This is a genomic window from Arthrobacter sp. 08Y14, assembly GCF_002929455.1.
GTDB classification, from domain to species: domain Bacteria; phylum Actinomycetota; class Actinomycetes; order Actinomycetales; family Micrococcaceae; genus Arthrobacter_B; species Arthrobacter_B sunyaminii.
In genome coordinates, this window is the sequence record NZ_PJIX01000002.1 from 31,999 (window position 1) to 50,461 (window position 18,463).

The 18,463-nt window shown below is 65.0% G+C and carries 15 protein-coding genes and 1 tRNA gene; 11 read left to right on the forward strand and 5 right to left on the reverse strand.

All coding sequences use genetic code 11. From position 1 onward, the window contains the following. Positions 1–82 precede the first annotated feature (82 nt). Positions 83–156 (forward strand) — tRNA-Pro (locus CXR03_RS06745). 63 nt (positions 157–219) lie between these two features. Here CXR03_RS06745 and CXR03_RS06750 read toward each other — a convergent pair. Next, positions 220–861 (reverse strand): hypothetical protein, encoded by a 642-nt coding sequence (locus CXR03_RS06750; RefSeq protein WP_104102928.1) that lies wholly within the window; start codon positions 859–861, stop codon positions 220–222. Between the two features lie 57 nt (positions 862–918). Then, entirely contained in the window at positions 919–1,500 is a 582-nt protein-coding gene (locus tag CXR03_RS06755; RefSeq protein WP_104102930.1) for a small multidrug efflux protein, read from the reverse strand. Positions 1,501–1,750: 250 nt separating this feature from the next. On the opposite strand from CXR03_RS06755, the gene CXR03_RS06760 reads away from it, so the two are divergent. Then, positions 1,751–4,531 carry an AAA family ATPase gene (locus tag CXR03_RS06760; protein ID WP_219816204.1) on the forward strand — a complete coding sequence of 927 codons (2,781 nt, stop codon included), beginning with the start codon at positions 1,751–1,753 and terminating at the stop codon, positions 4,529–4,531. Positions 4,532–4,541: 10 nt separating this feature from the next. After that, entirely contained in the window at positions 4,542–5,594 is a 1,053-nt protein-coding gene (locus tag CXR03_RS06765; RefSeq protein ID WP_104102931.1) for a sorbosone dehydrogenase family protein, read from the forward strand. Positions 5,595–5,658: 64 nt separating this feature from the next. Here the strand turns inward: CXR03_RS06765 and CXR03_RS06770 are convergent, their stop codons facing one another. Both CXR03_RS06770 and CXR03_RS06775 read right to left on the reverse strand, forming a co-directional pair. Next, entirely contained in the window at positions 5,659–6,828 is a 1,170-nt protein-coding gene (locus tag CXR03_RS06770; protein ID WP_104102933.1) for a 12-oxophytodienoate reductase, read from the reverse strand. Then, positions 6,825–7,331, reverse strand: a complete 507-nt coding sequence (locus CXR03_RS06775) for a nuclear transport factor 2 family protein (protein ID WP_104102934.1) — start codon at positions 7,329–7,331, stop codon at positions 6,825–6,827. The genes CXR03_RS06770 and CXR03_RS06775 overlap by 4 nt, the downstream gene beginning before the upstream one ends. 97 nt (positions 7,332–7,428) lie before the next feature. On the opposite strand from CXR03_RS06775, the gene CXR03_RS06780 reads away from it, so the two are divergent. From CXR03_RS06780 to CXR03_RS06805, 6 genes are all read left to right on the forward strand, one after another. After that, positions 7,429–8,217 (forward strand): SDR family oxidoreductase, encoded by a 789-nt coding sequence (locus CXR03_RS06780; RefSeq protein ID WP_104102936.1) that lies wholly within the window; start codon positions 7,429–7,431, stop codon positions 8,215–8,217. 66 nt (positions 8,218–8,283) lie between these two features. Then, positions 8,284–9,306, forward strand: a complete 1,023-nt coding sequence (locus tag CXR03_RS06785; RefSeq protein WP_104102937.1) for a VOC family protein — start codon at positions 8,284–8,286, stop codon at positions 9,304–9,306. Between the two features lie 323 nt (positions 9,307–9,629). After that, entirely contained in the window at positions 9,630–10,097 is a 468-nt protein-coding gene (locus tag CXR03_RS06790) for an FHA domain-containing protein (RefSeq protein ID WP_104054720.1), read from the forward strand. Positions 10,098–10,162: 65 nt separating this feature from the next. Beyond that, positions 10,163–10,933: a MerR family transcriptional regulator gene (locus CXR03_RS06795; RefSeq protein WP_104102939.1), complete on the forward strand. Its 771-nt coding sequence runs from the start codon at positions 10,163–10,165 to the stop codon at positions 10,931–10,933. A 5-nt stretch (positions 10,934–10,938) separates the two neighbouring features. Beyond that, complete coding sequence (locus CXR03_RS06800) at positions 10,939–11,439, forward strand: bifunctional nuclease family protein (RefSeq protein WP_104102940.1); 501 nt, start codon at positions 10,939–10,941, stop codon at positions 11,437–11,439. Positions 11,440–11,704: 265 nt separating this feature from the next. After that, entirely contained in the window at positions 11,705–12,292 is a 588-nt protein-coding gene (locus CXR03_RS06805; RefSeq protein WP_104054717.1) for a MerR family transcriptional regulator, read from the forward strand. A gap of 161 nt (positions 12,293–12,453) precedes the next feature. On the opposite strand, the gene CXR03_RS06810 is transcribed toward CXR03_RS06805, so the two are convergent. Beyond that, positions 12,454–13,293, reverse strand: coding sequence for a ParA family protein (locus CXR03_RS06810; protein WP_104102942.1), 840 nt, complete (start codon positions 13,291–13,293; stop codon positions 12,454–12,456). A 247-nt stretch (positions 13,294–13,540) separates the two neighbouring features. On the opposite strand from CXR03_RS06810, the gene CXR03_RS06815 reads away from it, so the two are divergent. Together CXR03_RS06815 and CXR03_RS06820 are read left to right on the forward strand one after the other, a co-directional pair. Further along, on the forward strand, positions 13,541–16,945 hold the full coding sequence (locus CXR03_RS06815) for a pyruvate carboxylase (RefSeq protein ID WP_104102943.1): 3,405 nt from the start codon (positions 13,541–13,543) through the stop codon (positions 16,943–16,945). 81 nt (positions 16,946–17,026) lie between these two features. After that, the gene (locus CXR03_RS06820; RefSeq protein WP_104102945.1) at positions 17,027–18,439 is read left to right on the forward strand and encodes a mycothione reductase; all 1,413 of its coding nucleotides are present in this window, start codon (positions 17,027–17,029) and stop codon (positions 18,437–18,439) included. The last annotated feature ends 24 nt before the right edge of the window (positions 18,440–18,463 follow it).

The following is an 18,463-nucleotide window of genomic DNA, read 5'->3' on the forward strand; positions in this document are numbered from 1 at the left end:
GGGCTTTCCCGATTGGGGAAATCCGCCAATCATGAGGTAGAGTATTCGAGTTGCTTCGGCCGGATTCAAACCGGCCAAACAGCGGGTTGTGGCGCAGCTTGGTAGCGCACCTGACTGGGGGTCAGGGGGTCGCAGGTTCAAATCCTGTCAACCCGACAAATAGCCCGGCGGAACGAAAGTTCTGCCGGGCTTTTGTCGTTTAAAGTGCCGTCAAGCAACCTAGTCATCGCCTCCGAAAAAACCGCCGTCAAGGATGCGGTTATATCGCAGACGGAGTGCGCGTTCGGTGCTCGCTGCGAGCGTTGCCAGGACGAGCCCGATGTTCGCTGTAGCCGGAAGGGTGAAGGGGCTGGAATACGTGCCCACGTTCTCCGCGATGGGTGGGAACAGCGTGATCTGTTCGACGGCCTGGGGCACGCCCAGCACGAGGGCAAGCAAGAGGACGATCAGCGACGCGGTGCCCAAGCCACGGCTCAGCGCCGGGTTGGTTTGCTGCAGGCGGGCACGCCGGCCTTCGGCTGAGGCGGGATCAGGTACCAGCTGCTGTACCGAGCCGTCATGCCTTACGTAGTGGCAGCGTTTGAGTCCGAAGCCGCTGACCTCAACCTCGATGGTTCCGCCCGGCACCGGGAATGATGCAGGGAGCGAAGATTGGGCCCTATTGATGCCGTTGCGGTAGAGCTGCACATATGCCTCCCCATCCTCATCACCGCCGTGCCGAACATCAACGGACCAGGTCTGCAGCTCCCCGTCTTCGCCGGAGAGGTGCAGGTGCAGCAGGGAACGGGTGAACAGCTGCCACCAGCGGAAGGGCGGAAGCGTATGACCGTCTCCGGTCTTCATTGTCTTATAGGGTGCCATTTTGTTCCTCTCGGAGTTCACCGCCCGGACCTCTGCGGTCCGGGCGGCCGCTGTGGATCAGACCCCGACGACGTAAGTGAGGGCTGCCCAGATCGACACGGTGGCGACGGTGGTCCAGAGGACGATCGCCACCGCTTGCCAGAGCAGCACCCAGCCTCTAGCGGTTCCGCTGGCGATGAGGATCGCGGCGGTGAACTGCGTCGGGATAGCCAGGGGTCCAAGGATGCTCGCGCCGGGGACGCCGAAGCGGACGAGCCACTTCATGAAGCGCTGCCGGCCCTTGGACTCGGGCTTGGCCGGTGGAGTCTCTTCCAACATGGGACTCCCGCCATAACCGCCAGGCCCCGGGACCAGAGCGGCGCTCCGGGCCGCTGCCCGTCCCCGGTTGTGCTTTACGACGGCGGTGCGGGTCCGGGAGGCGAAGAGCACCACGAGGAGCACGCTCAGGAAATTACCGGCGGCGGCGGCGCTGCCGGCGACGATGGGGTTCAGGCCGCCGACGAGGCCGATCAGGGAGGCTACTTCGCCCTCGATGAACGGAACGGCCCCGGCGAGCATGACGATGAAGGGCCGAAGGAACTCGGGCACTTGGGCGGCAAGTTCCTGGAAGTTGATGACCAGTTCCTGGATGGGGTTCATGGTTCGGGGTTCCTTTCATATGCGGGTCGTTGATTCGACCGGTGTCGGATCCACGACCCCGGGCGACGCCCCTGTTTTCAGAGCAAGGGCCCGTGTCTCCAGACTCGTACCCGCCGCGGTGCCCACACATCGGTAGAACTCCCTGTACTTCCCCCGGTTCTTGCCTAGGGGCTTGGTTTCGCACCACTTCGTTTGCGTAGGTGGGAATTGCCTAATAAGCTCCCGGCAAGCTCTGAAAGGAGCGACATTGGTGGACGTCCTGGGCCGGCGCGCCGAGCGCGCAGCAGTCGACAACCTTCTCTCACGGGCCCGCGCCGGGGAGAGTGGGGTAGTCGTCGTGCGTGGAGAAGCAGGCATCGGAAAGACGGTGCTTCTTGAGCACGCCCGCGGTGCGGCGGAGTCCTCAGGATTTCAAGTGGTGTCCTCTGTGGGCGTGGAGTCCGAGACCCAGTTCGCCTTCGCGGGCTTGCACCAATTGTGTGCGCCTCTGCTTGACCACGTGGGCGCCCTGCCCGAGCCGCAGCAGGCCGCTTTGGGCGTGGCGTTGGGGCAGCAAAGCGGTATTGTGCCGGACCGGTTCCTGGTGGGGCTGGCAACCCTCAACCTGTTGGCTGAGGTCGCCGAGAAGGGGCCTCTTCTATGCCTTGTCGATGATGCGCAGTGGATGGACGAGGCCTCCACCCAGATCCTCAGTTTCGTGGCGCGGCGAATGGCTGCCGAAGGGACGGTGCTGGTCTTCGCGCTCCGGGACCCCACCGACCGCGAGGCGGCCTGGTCCGACGGACTGCCCGTTCTGTGCCTGGGCGGGCTAGACGAGGCCGACGCACGGGCGTTGCTGGCCACAGCGGTCCACACACCGCTGGATGAGGGAATGTGCGACCGCATTGTCGCGGAGGCACGTGGTAACCCCCTCGCACTGGTGGAGCTGGCCCGCAGTGCGCCGGCGCCATGGGTGACCGGAGGATTCGAGCTGCCGGAGGTGCCGGGCACCGTACACCGCATCGAGGAGACATTTCGGCGCCGCGTAGCAGACCTGCCTGCGCAGTCGCGGCTGCTGCTGTTGGTTGCCGCGGTCGATCCGACCGGAGAGACGGCCCTGCTGTGGCGGGCGGCCACGCACCTGGGGATCGCCTCCGAGTGGGCAGCGCCAGCTGAAGCCTCCGGGCTCCTGGAGATCGGCAGCCAGGTACAGTTCCGGCATCCGTTGGTGCGTTCGGCTGTGCTTCGAGGAGCCGCCCCGCAGGATCGCCGCCGGGCGCACGGTGCGCTGGCCGCGGCCATCGATGCCGACGTCGACCCCGACCGCCGCGCCTGGCACCGCTCGCAAACGGTGCTGGGCACCGATGAGGGCGCCGCCGTGGAGTTGATTCGCTCCGCCGGCCGGGCACACGCCCGTGGCGGATTGGCTGTCTCCGCGGCCTTCTTGGAGCAGGCGGCCAAGCTGACCCCCGACCCCGCCGCCCGTGCATGCCGGGCGCTTGAAGCCGCCCATGCCAAACATGAGGCCGGTGCCTCCGCGGACGCCTCCGAACTGCTGGCGGTCGCTGCGGCCGGGCCGCTCAACGACGTGCAACAGGCTCAACTCGGACTGCTGCGCGCCCGGATCTCGTTCCACCTCGCACGGGACGCCGAAGGGCAGGCCATGCTGCTGGAAGCTGCCAAGTGCCTCGCCCCGCTGGACCCGGAGCTGTCCCGGGAGACCTACCTGGGTGCGCTGGATGCTGCGATTGTCACCGGCAACTCCCGCAGCGGCCGCGGCGTACCGACAGTGACCGAGGCTGCCCGGACCGCGCCGCCCCCAACGGGGCCGCCGAGGCCGGCGGATCTGTTGCTCGCCGGGCTGGTGACGATGTTCACGGAGGGGTACTCAACCGGATTGCCCGGACTGCGGCGTGCGTTGGCCGCATTTGCCGACCACGACAGCGAGGCCGGCCACGAGCCGGACATTCATGGGGTGAGCGTAACCGACGGGGTGAGCGAGACCCATCGCCGCCGCTGGGGATGGCTCGCCTGCCGAACCGCCATGGCGGTCTTCGACGATGAGATGCTCCACACCCTGGCCGCCCGGCCGGTCCAGCTGGTCCGTGATTCCGGCGCCTTGGCCGCACTCCCACGCGCACTTCTCGGCCAGTCCGTTATGTTGGTGCTCTCCGGTGAGTTAGCCCAGGCCGAGGAGCAGACGGCGATCGTGGCCGCGACCTGGGCGGCACCCTTGCTCCATGCGCAGCTTTTCCTGTCCGCCTGGCGCGGCCGTCCGGACGAGACTGCCGAGGTATACGCGACCATTGCCGCGCATGCAGACGGCAATGCGAAGGCCACAGAGGTGTCCCTGGCGCAGTACGCAATGGCGGTGCAGCACAACGGTATGGGCGACTACCCGGCGGCTCAGGTGGCGGCAACCCGGGCGTTCGAGTCAGAAGCGTCGAGGTTCAACAACCTGGCCCATCCCGAACTTATCGAAGCGGCGTGCCGTGCCGGGCAGCCGGAGTTGGCCGCCGAGGCGCTGGAAGAGCTCACCTCGCGGGCCCGCGCCAGCGGCACTCCCTGGGGGCTCGGCCTGGCGGCGCGTTCCCGGGCGCTGACCATCACCGGGCCAGCCGCCGAGGAGCATTACCGTGAGGCGATTGAGCAGCTTGCGCGCTGCCGGATGGCCGCCCATCTGGCACGCACCCACCTTGTCTACGGCGAGTGGCTTCGCCGCGAGGGTCGTAGGCAGGACGCGCGGGATCAGCTCCGCACCGCGCACGGGATGCTGTTGGACATGGGCGCGGAGGCGTTCGCTGCCCGCGCCGCACGTGAACTGCGCGCCACCGGCGAGTACCCGCGGAAGCGGACCGCTCAGCCAGCCGATGCACTTACAGCCCATGAGCTGCACATCGCCCGTCTGGTGGCCACCGGCGCCACCTCACGGGAGGTCGGCACGCAGTTGTTCCTGAGCCCCCGCACCATTGAGGCCCATCTGCGGAGCATCTTCCGCAAGCTGGACATCAATTCCCGCCGGCAGCTCCGGGAGCTGTCCCTTCCCCGCTGACTGGAGAGCTATGCCAGGCAAAGCACGTCTCGCGATGTCCGCGGCAGTTGTGGGTCTGGTGGTGACCGGCTGCACTGCCCGGCCCGCGCAGGACGGGGCAGCTGTCGGGACCGCAACGGCTGAAACCGTTGCCGCCGGACTCGATGCCCCGTGGTCCATTGCCTTCCACGAAGGGACCCCGCTGGTCAGCGAACGTGATTCGGCGCGGATTCTGGAGCTCGATGACGACGGCGTGGGCCGCGAAGCAGGCGTCATCGAAGGCGCAGCCAACAGGGGAGAGGGCGGTCTCCTCGGCATCGCCGTTCAAGCGGGGTACCTCTACACGTACTTGACTGCCGGCGGGGAGAACCGGATTGAGCGCCGGGAACTCTCTGGTGCCGCCGGTTCACTGGATCTGGGCATGCCGGAGACTATTCTGGACGGCATTGAAGCCGGTTCCATCCACAACGGAGGGCGTCTTGCCTTCGGCCCTGACGGGATGCTGTACGCCACCACCGGAGATGCCGGAAACAGGGGCAGTGCCCAGGACACGGACTCGCTGTCCGGAAAGATCCTGCGGATGACGCCCGACGGCGGGGTGCCTGAGGACAACCCGTTCCCGGGGTCGCTGGTTTACAGCTACGGACACCGTAATCCGCAGGGGATTGCGTGGGACGCAGAGGGGGTCCTCTACGCCAGCGAGTTCGGCCAGAACACCTGGGATGAACTCAACGTGATAGAGCCCGGGGGAAACTATGGCTGGCCGGAGGCGGAAGGCGCCGCCGGAGCAGAGGGTTTCATTGACCCGGTCCAGCAATGGGCACCGGCCGATACCAGCCCCAGCGGTATCGCCGTCGCCGGCAATTCCATCTACGTCGCCAACCTGCGCGGTGAACGGCTGCTGGAGGTACCGCTCACCGGTTTAGACACTTACACCGTGTATCTGACGCGGGAGTACGGGAGGCTGCGCGACGTCGTCAGCGGCCCTGACGGAAGCCTATGGGTGCTTACGAACAACACCGACGGGCGCGGCAACCCGGAATCCGGCGATGACCGGATCCTGCGTTTCAGTGTCGCCGACTGAGCCGACGGACCGTGCGCTCCCGCTCCGATAACGGGGCGCACGGTTTTCGGACTGGTTGATCCGGTTACAACAGTGCTGATTCGTGCTTCCCGTAGTCATACTGGGGCAACGGCCCTCCGCTGCGCAGCGTCCGCACCAAATCAGGGTCGGCAAGGTGCAGCCGTCCAATGGCGATGAGGTCGAATTCATCGGCCGCCAGGCGGCGCAGGAGCTCGTCGCGGTTGTCCAGGATCGGGTTGCCGCTGCTTCGCCGGTCCTTGATAGCGGAGCCGATACCGACGCTGCCCACAGCCATGCTGTGCGCCCCCGTGAGCTGTTTTGCCCATCCTGCCAGACTCAGGTCGCTGCCCTCGAAGGCCGGTGCCTGGAAACGGCGGGCGCTCGCGTCAAGGACGTCCACTCCTGCGTCCACCAGCGGACGCAGGAGTGCGCCCAGCTCCTCCGGGGTATTAGCCAGACGTGCACCGAAATCCTGCTGCTTGTGCTGGGAGAACCGGAAGAAGATGGGCAGCTCCTCGCCGATCTCCTCCCGAATGGCCCGGACAACCGCAGCGGGAAAGGCAGCGCGGCGTTCCGCGTCACCGCCCCATTCGTCATCCCGCCGGTTCGTGTCTGCCCAGAGGAACGCATCCAGCAGGTAACCGTGGCCCCCGTGCAGGGCAATGCCGTCAAAACCGGCGTCAACGGCGCCGCGTGCGGCCGCCCGGAAGGCTTCAATGACACTGTTGATGTCTGCGGTTGTCATGGCACGGGTAACGGGCTCGGAGGCACGGACATAATCATCGGAATAGGTCGTGATTCCGGGTGTTCCCCACAGGCCGGAGGGCCGCATGGGGGTGACTGCCGGGCTTCCGCCCATCGCACCCCACAGGGGTCCCACATGCCACAGCTGCGGGATGATGCGTCCGCCGGCCTCGTGCACGCCGTCGACGACGGAACGCCAGCCGTCCAGCGCAGTAGACGCGAACATGTTGGGCACCGACGCATGGTCAACCGAAGCCGGATGGTCAATCGCCACCCCCTCGGTGATGATCAGCCCCGTGCCGCCCTCAGCCCGGCGCCGGTAATACCGGGCAACCTTCTCACCCGGGACCCCGCCGGGGGAGTGGGTGCGGGTCATCGGGGACATGACGATCCGGTTGCGCAGGTGCAGTGACCTCACGCTGAACTCGCGGAACAGCGGGTCTGCCGCGGGGCTGAATCCGGCTTCGAGGGAATCGTGGTTCGCGGTCACAGTGCTGCACTTCCTGCCTTGGCGAGCATTTGCCGGGAGGAAGCGCGGCCGTCCAGCAGTGAGTTGGTGCGTGCGGTGACCTTCCAGCCCGATCCGGTGCGGGCCAGCTCCCAGCGGTTTGCGGAGAGCCGGTCCACGTAATAGCCCGGATCGGTGCCGTCCCGGTGCCGCACCAGCATCGAGTAACCGGTGGCGACGGCGGTGTCGCCGGACACGCGGATGTCCGGAATGCCCAGGAAATGGCTGGAGCCCTCCGCGATGATCTTCTGGTGTGAGGGCCCGTGCACCATGCCGCGGAAGTCCGCCGGTCCGGTCAGCGTTGCCTCGCCGTCACCGAGGCTGTAGGTGTAGCTGCCGTCCCCGGTCCACAGTTCAGCCACGGCGTCAGCGCTGCCGCTGTCGACGGCAGGACCGTAAGCGGCGAGCACGCCGAGTATCTCGAGGTGGTCTTCCAAGCGTTGGATGCGCTCCTCGAGCGCGGCAATCCCGGTCAGTGGACTCATCAGTTATTCCCCTTCGAATTCCCTTTAGCTTGTATCTAATATCACCAGTGGCTCGAGATGCAAACAAGCGCTTGACCGGGAACGAGAGGAACGTGGAATGAGCGGTTTCGAGAAGTACGGACCCTGGGCACTGATCGCCGGCGGGTCGGAGGGCGTGGGCGCCGCGCTGGCGCACGAGCTGGCCGGGCGCGGCCTCAATGTGGCCCTCGTGGCGCGCAAGCCGGGGCCCCTCGCAGAGGTAGCTGCCTCAGTTCGTGCCGCCTACGACGTCGAAGTGCTCGCCATTGAGCAGGACCTGCTCGCCGAAGGTGCCGTTGATTCGATCGCCGAGCGCCTCGGGGACCGCGAGGTGGGCCTGCTGGTATCCAATGCCGGCGCCAACACCTACGGCAGCGAGATTGTGACGTCCGACGCGGACCGCGCCCAGATGGTTATCGACCTGAACATCACGGTCACTGCCGCTCTGGTCCGCCGGTTCGGCCTGCCGATGCAGGAGCGGCGGCGCGGGGGCATCATGCTCACGGGTTCGCTGAGCGGTTTCGCGGGAGCCGCGGGAATCGGCTTCTACTCCGCGGCGAAGGCTTTTGTACACAACTTTGCCGAGGCGCTGTGGGTGGAAATGCGTCCCTACAACGTTGACGTCCTGGAGCTGTGCCTGGGCCTGACCCGCACGCCCGCCATGGAGCGTCTCGGCTACCAGTTTGACGCCCCCGGCGTGCGCGCATCCGACCCCGCTGCCGTGGCCCGGGAGGTGTTGGAGCACCTCGGCGACGGACCCAGCTGGTACCCCGACGGTTTTGGCGACGACGCCGAGAAACGCTCTGCCCATCCGCGCGGTCCCATCGTCGAGGCCGCAAACGCGCACTACCGCTCACCCGCGGCCTAATTCCTCGTCGGTTTCAGCCTGAACCACAAGACATACCCGGAACCACAACACAATAAGGAGAAACGCATGGCACCCCGCCCCACCTACGATCCCGGTCCCACGATTGCCCACGCAGGCGGCATCAACATCGGCACCCCGGACCTGCAGAAGTCCCTGTGGTTCTTCCGCGACATCTTCGGCATGGAGGTCACCGCAGAGGATGACGGCGTTGCCTATCTGCGCGGATACCAGGAGCGGATCCACCACTCCCTGGTACTGACGCAGCAGGACGAGGCGCGGATCAACACCATGAGCCTGCGCGTTAGCCGTCCCCAGGATGTTGAACTGTTCCATGACCAGTTTGTCGAGGAGGGCATCGAAGTGCGCCAGCTCGGCGCCGGCACGGAACTCGGCCGCGGCGAGGCTGTCCGGCTTCTCCTGCCGGGCGGCGGGCACCCGCTCGAGCTCTACTACGGCATCGAGCGCCCCCTCGCGCCGGAGGGGATGCGCTCAAAGCTCTTCGGAAACAGCTCAATCCGCCGGGGCCTCGGTGTCCAGCGGATCGACCACCTCAATATCCAGACCAGTGCCGGGAATATGGCACAGGCAGAGGGATGGCTCCGTGAATCACTGGGAATGAAGAGGCGTGAGGCAATGGTGCTGCCGGAGAACCCGGAGGTTCCGTATGTCTCGTGGCTGTCCGTGAATTCAAAACTGCACGACATTGCAATCGGCTCTTCCATGACGGGTGAGGACGCCCAGTTCCATCACGTTGCCTTCGCCCTCGAGAACATGCACGATGCCCTGACTGCGGTGGATCAGCTGAGGGATCTGGGTATCCAGATCGACGCCGGACCGGGCAAGCACGGCGTCGGCCAGGCCATGTACCTGTACGTCCGCGACCCGGGCTCGGGTTACCGGATTGAGCTCTACTCCGGCGGCTACCCGTTCTTCGACCCGGATCACGAGCCGCTGGTGTGGGAGCCCAAGGACATGGCGTACGGAATGACCTGGTACGGGGATAATCCCCTCGTCCACGCCGACACCTCCAGGTACCAGGAGACCATGCCTGTCGCGGGCCTGGACTTGAAGACGCTCATTAACGACTAACACGGCAGTCATCCGTACCGGGTGCCGGCGCTGAACGGCGGCCGCAGGCGCCCGGACGCAGCAGCGCAGGTGAGGCGGGGTTCCTTCATTGGGGCCCCGCCTCATTGGCATCCCGGGTATTTCACCCCGGCTGCCCGTACTGTCACTGTTCGCCATGCAGGTGTTTGTAGCTTCGGGACCGCAACCCCCGTAGTACGCTCAGTGCCGGGAACGCCCGCCAACAGGTAGGCTAGGACAGCCGGTACGGCAAGAATTTGTCAGCAGAACTGTGCGGCCAGCCAGCAAGACAATTGGTTGGCCGCATCTTTTGGGGAGGATGGAACATGGCGCGCGAGGACAACAACGCCGGCCACAGCGGAGAACGGCGTGAATTGGGCGCCGAGGACACCACTACAATCAGTCTGCCGCCGCAGAGCGATACGACTGTCGAGCCCAAGCTCAGCACAGATGAACGGGCTGCAGTTGCCGCATTGCCCGCAGGGTCTGCACTGCTGATCGCGCATTCAGGACCCAACAGCGGGGCAAGATTCCTGCTGGACCAGGATGTGACAACAGCCGGGCGCCATCCAAACGCGGATGTGTTCCTCGATGATGTGACGGTCTCCCGCAAGCATGTGGAGTTCCGCCGGTCTCCCGAAGGATTCCGCGTGGTGGACTCGATGAGCCTGAACGGCACCTACGTGAACAATGACCGTGTGGATTCCCTGCTGCTGCGTACGGGCAACGAGGTCCAGATCGGCAAGTTCCGGCTGACTTTCTACGCTGCACGGCCAACAGCCGCAAAGCAGTAGGAAACACCGGCACAGAAGTGTCCGGCCGGAAGTCCACGGGAACACTGAGGGAATAGGTACCAGGTATGTCAGCATCACAGCCCATCAGGCGGACCCTTGGCACGGGGAACGAGCGCCTGCGCGGCCGTGTGCTCAATATCGGGGAGGTGCTGGGTGAACTCAGCACCGATTTCCCCGGAATCAGCGCGTCCAAGATCCGTTTCCTGGAGGAAAAGGGTTTGGTGACGCCGCAGCGGACGGCAGCCGGTTACCGGAAATACACCACGGCCGACGTCGAGCGGCTGCGGTTCGTGTTGGCGCTGCAGCGCGACCAGTATCTGCCGCTGAAGGTCATCAAGGACTACCTGGACGCCATTGACCGGGGAGAGCGCCCCGAATCGCTGCCCGGCGGCATGTCATTGACTCCGCGCGCGGTGTCCGAGCAGCTGGCGGGGGAGCTCTCCGCCCGTACGCTCGCCCGCGGGCTGACCTTCAATGAGCTCGTAAGGGAATCCGGTGCATCGGCTGATTTGGTGAAAAGCCTCGCCAACTACGGCCTCCTTGCGGCTCCCGACAACAGTTCAGAGAACGGTCTCTACGACGAACATGCGTTGAAGGTTGCACGTGCCTGCGCGAAGCTGCAGTCCCACGGGATTGAGCCCAGGCACCTGCGTCCGTTCCGGGCCGCGGCTGACCGTGAGCTGGGGCTGGTTGAAAGCGTGGTGGCACCGCTGGCTTCCCGGCGCGATGTTGCGTCCAAAGCCCGCGCCGCGGAGACAGCCCGGGAAATCAGTGATCTCTGCCTCAACCTGCACAGTGCCCTGGTGAACGGGCACATCGCACGAATGGAAAGCTGAAGAGCATGCGCGAAGTCGAAGTTGTGGGCGTGCGGATCGAACTCCCGTCCAACCAGCCCCTCGTGCTGCTCAAGGAGATTAACGGTGAGCGCCACCTCCCGATCTGGATCGGTGCCCCGGAGGCCAGCGCCATAGCCTTCGTTCAGCAGGGAATCGTTCCTCCGCGACCCATGACCCATGACCTTTTGGCCTCGGTGGTGGTTGCGCTGGGCCGCAGCGTCAGTGAGGTCCGGCTTGTCACCGTCGAGGACACGGTCTTCTATGCCGAGCTTGTTTTCGATAACGGCGTCACTGTGAGTTCCCGGGCATCCGACGCGATTGCCGTGGCTCTGCGGGCCCCCTGTCCCATCTTCTGCGCTGACGCAGTCCTTGACGAAGCCGGGGTGCGGATCGCTGAGGCAACGGACGAGGATCCCGCAGAGGAGGAACAGGAGAACGCCGAGCAGGAACTGCGTCAATTTCGTGAGTTCCTGGCGGACGTTGAACCCGAAGACTTCGAGCGCTGAGCCGACACGCCTTGAGAAAAAGAGCGGGCATCTTTGACCTTGGACGTGGTCAGATCTAACGTCGAAGCATAGAGTTCCCAATGCACGGATCTCCGCTCTTCTCGCTCCCGGGTTTGGCCCATGATTTAGCCCATGGTTTATTCACATGATCTATTCGTGGTTTCTTCCCTTGAGAGGCTCAGCGGGGCACACTGAAGATGGTCGTTCCCGTCGTCTCCGCGTCCCGTGCGGACCCCCCACCGGGAACCGCTACAAGGAGGCACAAGTGAGTCCGAAAGGCAATGCCGGCGAGCACATCCACGCCGCTGCGCCGGGCAAGGTTCCCGGAGCCCAGGGCTTGCTGTTCACCGAGGATTTGCCCGTTCTCGACGAGGACGCCGGCTACCGCGGCCCGACAGCCTGCAAGGCGGCCGGGATCACCTACCGCCAGCTCGACTACTGGGCACGTACAGGCCTCGTGGAACCCGCTGTGCGGGGTGCTGCGGGCTCAGGTACGCAGCGGCTCTACGGATTCCGCGACATTCTGGTCCTCAAAGTTGTCAAACGACTCCTGGACACGGGAGTTTCCCTCCAGCAGATTCGAACTGCCGTTGAACACCTGCGTGAGCGCGGTGTCGAAGACCTGGCCCAGATCACGCTCATGAGTGACGGCGCCAGTGTCTACGAGTGCACCTCGGCAGACGAAGTTATCGACCTGGTGCAGGGCGGACAGGGCGTTTTTGGAATCGCCGTTGGACGCGTCTGGCGCGAAGTAGAGGGAAGCCTGGCCCAGCTGCCCAGCGAGCACGTGAGCGAGCACGAGTTTCCCGGCGATGAACTGAGCCAGCGCCGGACTGCCCGCAAGATCAGCTAGACAGGCCGGATTCCGCAGGACGGGCACGTTTCGGACGGTGCCTGTGGCTACTTATTCTTACTGACTTGTTCTTTACAACTAACGCCGCCGCCCTGAGGGGCTGGCGGCGTCAGCTGTTTAACTAGCTCCAACAGGCAGGCGGGTAGTCACCCGGCGGGTGCTTAGCCCGCCCGGCGGATAACGCGGTTGCGGACACTGCCGGTTTCCACGATGTTCTTCAGCAACGCATCGAAGGTGCCTGCGGCCTGCTTGGCCGATTCCCCGGGCCAGTGGTGCACGGAATGCGCAGCCCCCTGGATCTGCTGCCAGTTGGCCTGCTCCGCAATAGTGGGGCTCAGCAACAGATCTCCGAACATCTGCTTCATCTCGGCGAGCCGGAAGGTGTGCTCGTTGGAGCCGGACCGCACCCGGTTGGCGATGATCGCCGCAGGGGCAAGGTTGGGGGCGAATTCCCGGCGGAACAGTTCCAGTGCCCGCATTGTCCGCTCTGTTCCTGCTACGGAAAAGAGTCCGGGTTCCGCCACCAGCAGGACACGGTTGCTGGCCGTCCACGCCATGCGCGTCAGACCGTTCAGCGACGGCGGGCAGTCGATGAGGACCAGTCCGTAGCCGCTGACACGGGACAGGAGGGTGGAGAGGCGCTTGAGGTCCCTGCGGCCCAAATCCGGGCGGTCATAGATGCCGGAAAACGCGGACCCCATGGCGACGTCAAGGACAGGGCGGTGTTTGGGATCGGAGTTCTTGGTACGCCGGTCAGTAGCCACCCAGCCGCTGGGAACAACGTTGTCCCCCAGTTGGGCACGCCGGGAGTTCTTGAGCATTTCGCCGATGCCGGGTTTGTCTGCCGCTGTGACGCCCAGCCCGGTGGTCGCATCCGCGTGCGGATCAAGGTCCACTACGAGGGTGGGTATTCCTGCTGCCAGTGCAGCCGACGCCAGCCCAAGCGTCACGGAAGTCTTGCCCACGCCGCCCTTCAGACTGCTGATGCTCACTACTTGCACTTGTTGAACCAAAACCTAACGTGTCTAGGGATCACGAGCGGGGCCCTTGTGAGGCTGCTGTCTCATTCTATGTGACGCCCGGAGGTAACTCCTGCAGCGCTGGTTTTGCAGGGTGGCGGAGAATAGGCAGAATACTTACGGTGATCCGGAACACTTTCTTGGCCGCTGCCGGAAGTGCCGGGTCTAGAATCACGGAAGAGTGCAGCGCTTTCGAGCTGCCGTCAACCCGCAACGATGCAGGAGCGCAATGTTCTCGAAGATATTGGTAGCCAACCGCGGTGAAATCGCGATCCGAGCCTTCAGGGCCGCTTATGAACTGGGCGCCAAGACGGTAGCTGTGTTTCCGCAGGAGGACCGCAACTCGATTCACCGGCAGAAGGCTGACGAGGCGTACCTGATTGGCGAGGAAGGGCACCCCGTCCGTGCGTACCTGGACGTGGATGAGATCATCCGCGTTGCCAAGGAATCCGGGTGCGATGCCATTTACCCGGGTTACGGCTTCCTCTCCGAGAACCCGCAGCTGGCCCGGGCGGCCAAGGAAGCAGGCATCACCTTCGTGGGCCCTGCAGCGGACATCCTTGAATTGGCCGGACACAAGGTCCATGCCCTTAATGCCGCGCGGGAAGCCGGCATCCCGGTCCTGCGCTCCACTCAGCCCAGCTCGGACCCGGAAAAGCTTCTCGCTGAAGCCGAGGACATCGGGTTCCCCATTTTCGTGAAGGCTGTTGCCGGCGGCGGAGGCCGCGGGATGCGCCGCGTGGACACCGCCAAGGACCTGCCTGAGGCACTGAACGCAGCCATGCGTGAAGCTGACACCGCCTTCGGTGATTCCACTGTTTTCCTGGAACAGGCGGTGCTGCGCCCCCGTCACATCGAGGTCCAGATCCTGGCCGACGGCGAGGGGAACGTTATCCATCTCTTCGAGCGGGACTGCTCCCTTCAGCGCCGCCACCAGAAGGTCATTGAAATCGCTCCGGCGCCCAACCTGGATGAGAACATCAGGCAGGCCCTGTACCGGGATGCCGTGAAGTTCGCCAAGGCGCTGAAGTATGAAAACGCCGGCACTGTTGAGTTCCTTGTTGACACTGTGGGAGAACGCGCCGGACAGCACGTTTTCATCGAAATGAATCCCCGCATCCAGGTGGAGCACACGGTTACCGAGGAAATCACCGACGTCGACCTGGTGCAGTCACAGCTGCGGATCGCAGCCGGCGAGACACTGGAGGACCTTGGCCTGCGCCAGGATGAACTGCGGGTGCGCGGCGCTGCCCTGCAGTGCCGCATCACCACTGAGGACCCGGCTAACGGGTTCCGCCCCGACGTGGGAAAGATCAGCGGCTACCGGTCCGCCGGCGGCGCAGGGGTGCGCCTTGACGGCGGCACTGTTTATGCCGGCGCCGACATCAGCCCGCACTTCGATTCCATGTTGGTCAAGCTCACCTGCCGCGGCCGCAACTACCCGGCCGCCGTCAACCGTGCCCGGCGGGCTCTGGCCGAGTTCCGCATCCGCGGCGTCTCTTCCAACATTTCGTTCCTGCAGGCCGTCCTCGATGACCCGGACTTCATTGCCGGCGACGTCGCAACCTCCTTCATCGAGGAACGTCCTGAACTGCTCAGCGCCCGCGGCTCCGCAGACCGCGGCTCACGTCTGTTGAACTGGCTGGCCGACACCACGGTGAATAAGCCGCACGGAGAGCTCCCCGTCCACAGCAACCCGGCAGACAAGCTGCCGACCAACCTGCCGGAAGTCCGTCCCGGCTCGCGCCAGCGCCTGGAGGAGCTGGGTCCGGAGGGATTCGCGGCAGAGCTGCGCGCCCAGCAGGCGCTGGCCGTCACGGACACCACATTCCGGGACGCGCACCAGTCACTGCTTGCCACCCGGGTCCGCACGCGTGACCTGCTGCTGGCTGCGCCCGCAGTGTCCGCCCTGACACCCCAACTGCTGTCCGTGGAGGCCTGGGGCGGTGCCACCTACGACGTTGCCCTCCGCTTCCTGGGCGAGGATCCCTGGGAACGGTTGGCGTCCCTGCGCAAGGCTCTGCCGAATATCTGCATCCAGATGCTCCTGCGCGGCCGGAACACCGTGGGATACACCCCGTACCCGACCGAGGTGGCTGAAGCCTTCGTCCAGGAAGCGGCCGCTGCCGGCGTCGACATCTTCCGCATCTTTGACGCCCTTAACGACGTAGAACAGATGGAACCGGCCATCCGCGCCGTCCGGGCCACCGGCACGGCGGTTGCTGAAGTGGCCCTGTGCTACACGGCGGACATGCTGGATCCCAACGAGAAGCTGTACACGCTGGACTACTACCTGGACCTGGCCCAGCAGATGGTCGACGCCGGAGCCCACATCCTGGCCATCAAGGACATGGCCGGACTGCTGCGGCCCGCCGCCGCAGCCAAGCTGGTGGCCGCCCTGCGTGAACGTTTCGATCTGCCCGTGCACCTGCACACCCACGACACCGCCGGGGGACAGCTCGCCACCCTGCTGGCTGCGGCCAACGCGGGTGTGGACGCGGTTGACGTAGCCACTGCATCCCTGGCCGGGACCACCAGCCAGCCCTCCGCCTCCGCCCTGGTGGCAGCCATGGCTCATACCGACCGCGACACCGGCCTGGACCTGGACGCTGTCAGTGCCATGGAACCGTACTGGGAAGCGGTGCGCCGGGTTTACGCTCCGTTCGAATCCGGTTTGGCCGGACCCACCGGCCGGGTCTACCAGCACGAAATCCCCGGCGGGCAGCTTTCCAACCTGCGCCAGCAGGCCATCGCCCTCGGGCTGGGAGAGCGGTTCGAGGCCATCGAAGACATGTACACCGCTGCGGACCGCATCCTGGGCAGGCTGGTCAAGGTCACCCCGTCTTCCAAGGTTGTCGGCGATCTGGCCCTGCAGCTGGTCGGTAGCAATGTGTCGCCTGAAGACTTCGAAGAGAACCCTCAGAACTTCGACATTCCGGACTCAGTGATCGGATTCCTTAGCGGCGAGCTGGGCAACCCGCCCGGGGGATGGCCGGAACCCTTCCGGACCAAGGCCCTCCAGGGGCGCAACATCAAGGTGCGCGACGCCGAACTCACCGAGGTGGACCGCGCCGGCCTGGCAGGGGATTCGACCACCCGGCGGGAAACGCTGAACCGGCTGCTGTTCCCCGGCCCGGCCAAGGAATTCGCCACCGTGCGCGAGACCTACGGCGACGTTTCCGTGCTGGACACCCGCGACTACCTGTACGGACTCCAGCAGGGCGTCGAGCACGTGGTTGAACTCGAAAAGGGTGTGCGCCTGATCGCCACCCTGGAAGCGGTCTCTGACCCGGATGAAAAGGGCATGCGGTCCGTGATGACCACGCTCAATGGACAGATGCGGCCCGTGCTGGTCCGCGACCGCAGCGTGAAATCCGATGTTAAGGTTGCCGAGCAGGCGGACCCGGGCAATCCCGGTCACGTCGCGGCTCCGTTTGCCGGGGCCGTCACGGTCACCGCAAAGGCGGGGGACCAAGTGGCGGCCGGTGAAACCGTGGCGACCATCGAAGCCATGAAAATGGAAGCATCCATCACGGCGCCGGTTGCCGGAACGGTTGCCCGGCTGGCGATCTCGGCTGTCGAACAGGTGCAGGGCGGAGATCTCCTGGTGGTGATTGAGCCCAGCGACGGCTAACCCGCGGCCAGTAGCTCCTGTGAAAGGCCCCGTGATTCCGCTGACGGATCACGGGGCCTTTTTGCGCCCTAGACTGGAACCGTGACTCACTTTGATTTGGCCATTATTGGTTCAGGCTCCGGCAACTCCCTGATCACGCCAGACTGGGACGGCAGGAAAGTGGCGGTGATCGACGGCGGCACCTTTGGCGGGACCTGCCTGAACGTGGGGTGCATTCCCACCAAGATGTACGTCTATCCCGCGCAGCTGGCAGCAACCGGGACCGACGCCGCCCGTCTGGGGGTGGACCTGACCCTGGACAAGGTGCACTGGCGGGATATCCGCGACCGCATCTTTACCCGTATTGACGCGATTTCCGCCGGCGGGCGCAGCTACCGGGCAGATGAACTGGAAAACGTCACTCTCTATGACAGCTACGTCCGGTTCACCAGCGAACATGCTTTGGAGACTGAGGACGGCCGGCGCATCACAGCCGACCAGATTGTCGTGGCGGCCGGATCGCGGCCGGTGCTGCCGGACATTCCCGGCATCAACCTGCCCCAGGTGCACACTTCCGACACAGTCATGCGCATCCCCGAACTTCCTGAGCGGATCCTGATCATCGGCGGCGGTTACATTGCCGCCGAGTTTGGCTTCGTGTTTTCCGCGTTCGGCTCCAAAGTGACCATGGCCGCCCGGTCCGGCCCCCTTTTGCGCGCAATGGATGCCACCGTATCCGAGCGTTTCACGGTGGCAGCCTCCGAACAGTGGGACGTGCGGCTGAACACTGAGGTTAGGTCTCTGGTGGAGAATCCCGACGGATCCGTGCAGGCGTCCCTGGGAGGACCCGAGGGGGAAAGCACGCTCGACATCGACCTGGTCCTGGTGGCAACGGGCCGCGTGCCCAACACCGACCGTCTCGGCGTTGAAGCGGCCGGTTTTGACCTGCGCCCCGATGGACGGTTGGTGGTGGACGAGTTCCAGCGTGTGCTAAAGGATGGCAAACCGGTTGAAGGAGTGTGGGGGCTCGGCGATGTCAGCAGTGACTTCCAGCTCAAGCACGTCGCCAATCATGAGGCCCGCACGGTGGCGCACAACCTGGTGCACCCCGGTGATCTGCTGGCCAGCGACCACCGCTTTGTTCCCTCGGCCGTCTTCAGCAGTCCGCAGATCGCGTCCGTGGGAATGACGGAGGAGGAAGCGTGCCGGGACACGGAGGCCCGGGGAGTGGAACTGGCACTGGCCGTACAGGAGTACGGGTCCACCGCCTACGGCTGGGCCATGGAAGACAGCACTGGCTTCGTGAAGCTGCTGGCCGAAAAAGAGAGTGGAAAGCTCCTTGGCGCCCACATTGTGGGCCATGAAGCGTCCATGCTGATCCAACCGCTGATCCAGGCCATGTCCTTCGGGCTGGATGCTTCGTCCATGGCGTCTGGCCAGTACTGGATCCATCCCGCCCTGACCGAAGTCGTGGAGAATGCCCTGCTCTCCCTCAAGACGGGCAAAGTCGGCTAAGGGCCGGGAGCGGCGCAAGAACTT

Coding starts and splice junctions, on each gene's coding strand:
- CXR03_RS06750 (WP_104102928.1), bottom strand. CDS start 861: ATGGCACCCTATAAGACAATGAAGACCGGAGACGGTCATACGCTTCCG.
- CXR03_RS06755 (WP_104102930.1), bottom strand. CDS start 1,500: ATGAACCCCATCCAGGAACTGGTCATCAACTTCCAGGAACTTGCCGCC.
- CXR03_RS06765 (WP_104102931.1), top strand. CDS start 4,542: ATGCCAGGCAAAGCACGTCTCGCGATGTCCGCGGCAGTTGTGGGTCTG.
- CXR03_RS06775 (WP_104102934.1), bottom strand. CDS start 7,331: ATGAGTCCACTGACCGGGATTGCCGCGCTCGAGGAGCGCATCCAACGC.
- CXR03_RS06780 (WP_104102936.1), top strand. CDS start 7,429: ATGAGCGGTTTCGAGAAGTACGGACCCTGGGCACTGATCGCCGGCGGG.
- CXR03_RS06785 (WP_104102937.1), top strand. CDS start 8,284: ATGGCACCCCGCCCCACCTACGATCCCGGTCCCACGATTGCCCACGCA.
- CXR03_RS06790 (WP_104054720.1), top strand. CDS start 9,630: ATGGCGCGCGAGGACAACAACGCCGGCCACAGCGGAGAACGGCGTGAA.
- CXR03_RS06795 (WP_104102939.1), top strand. CDS start 10,163: ATGTCAGCATCACAGCCCATCAGGCGGACCCTTGGCACGGGGAACGAG.
- CXR03_RS06800 (WP_104102940.1), top strand. CDS start 10,939: ATGCGCGAAGTCGAAGTTGTGGGCGTGCGGATCGAACTCCCGTCCAAC.
- CXR03_RS06815 (WP_104102943.1), top strand. CDS start 13,541: ATGTTCTCGAAGATATTGGTAGCCAACCGCGGTGAAATCGCGATCCGA.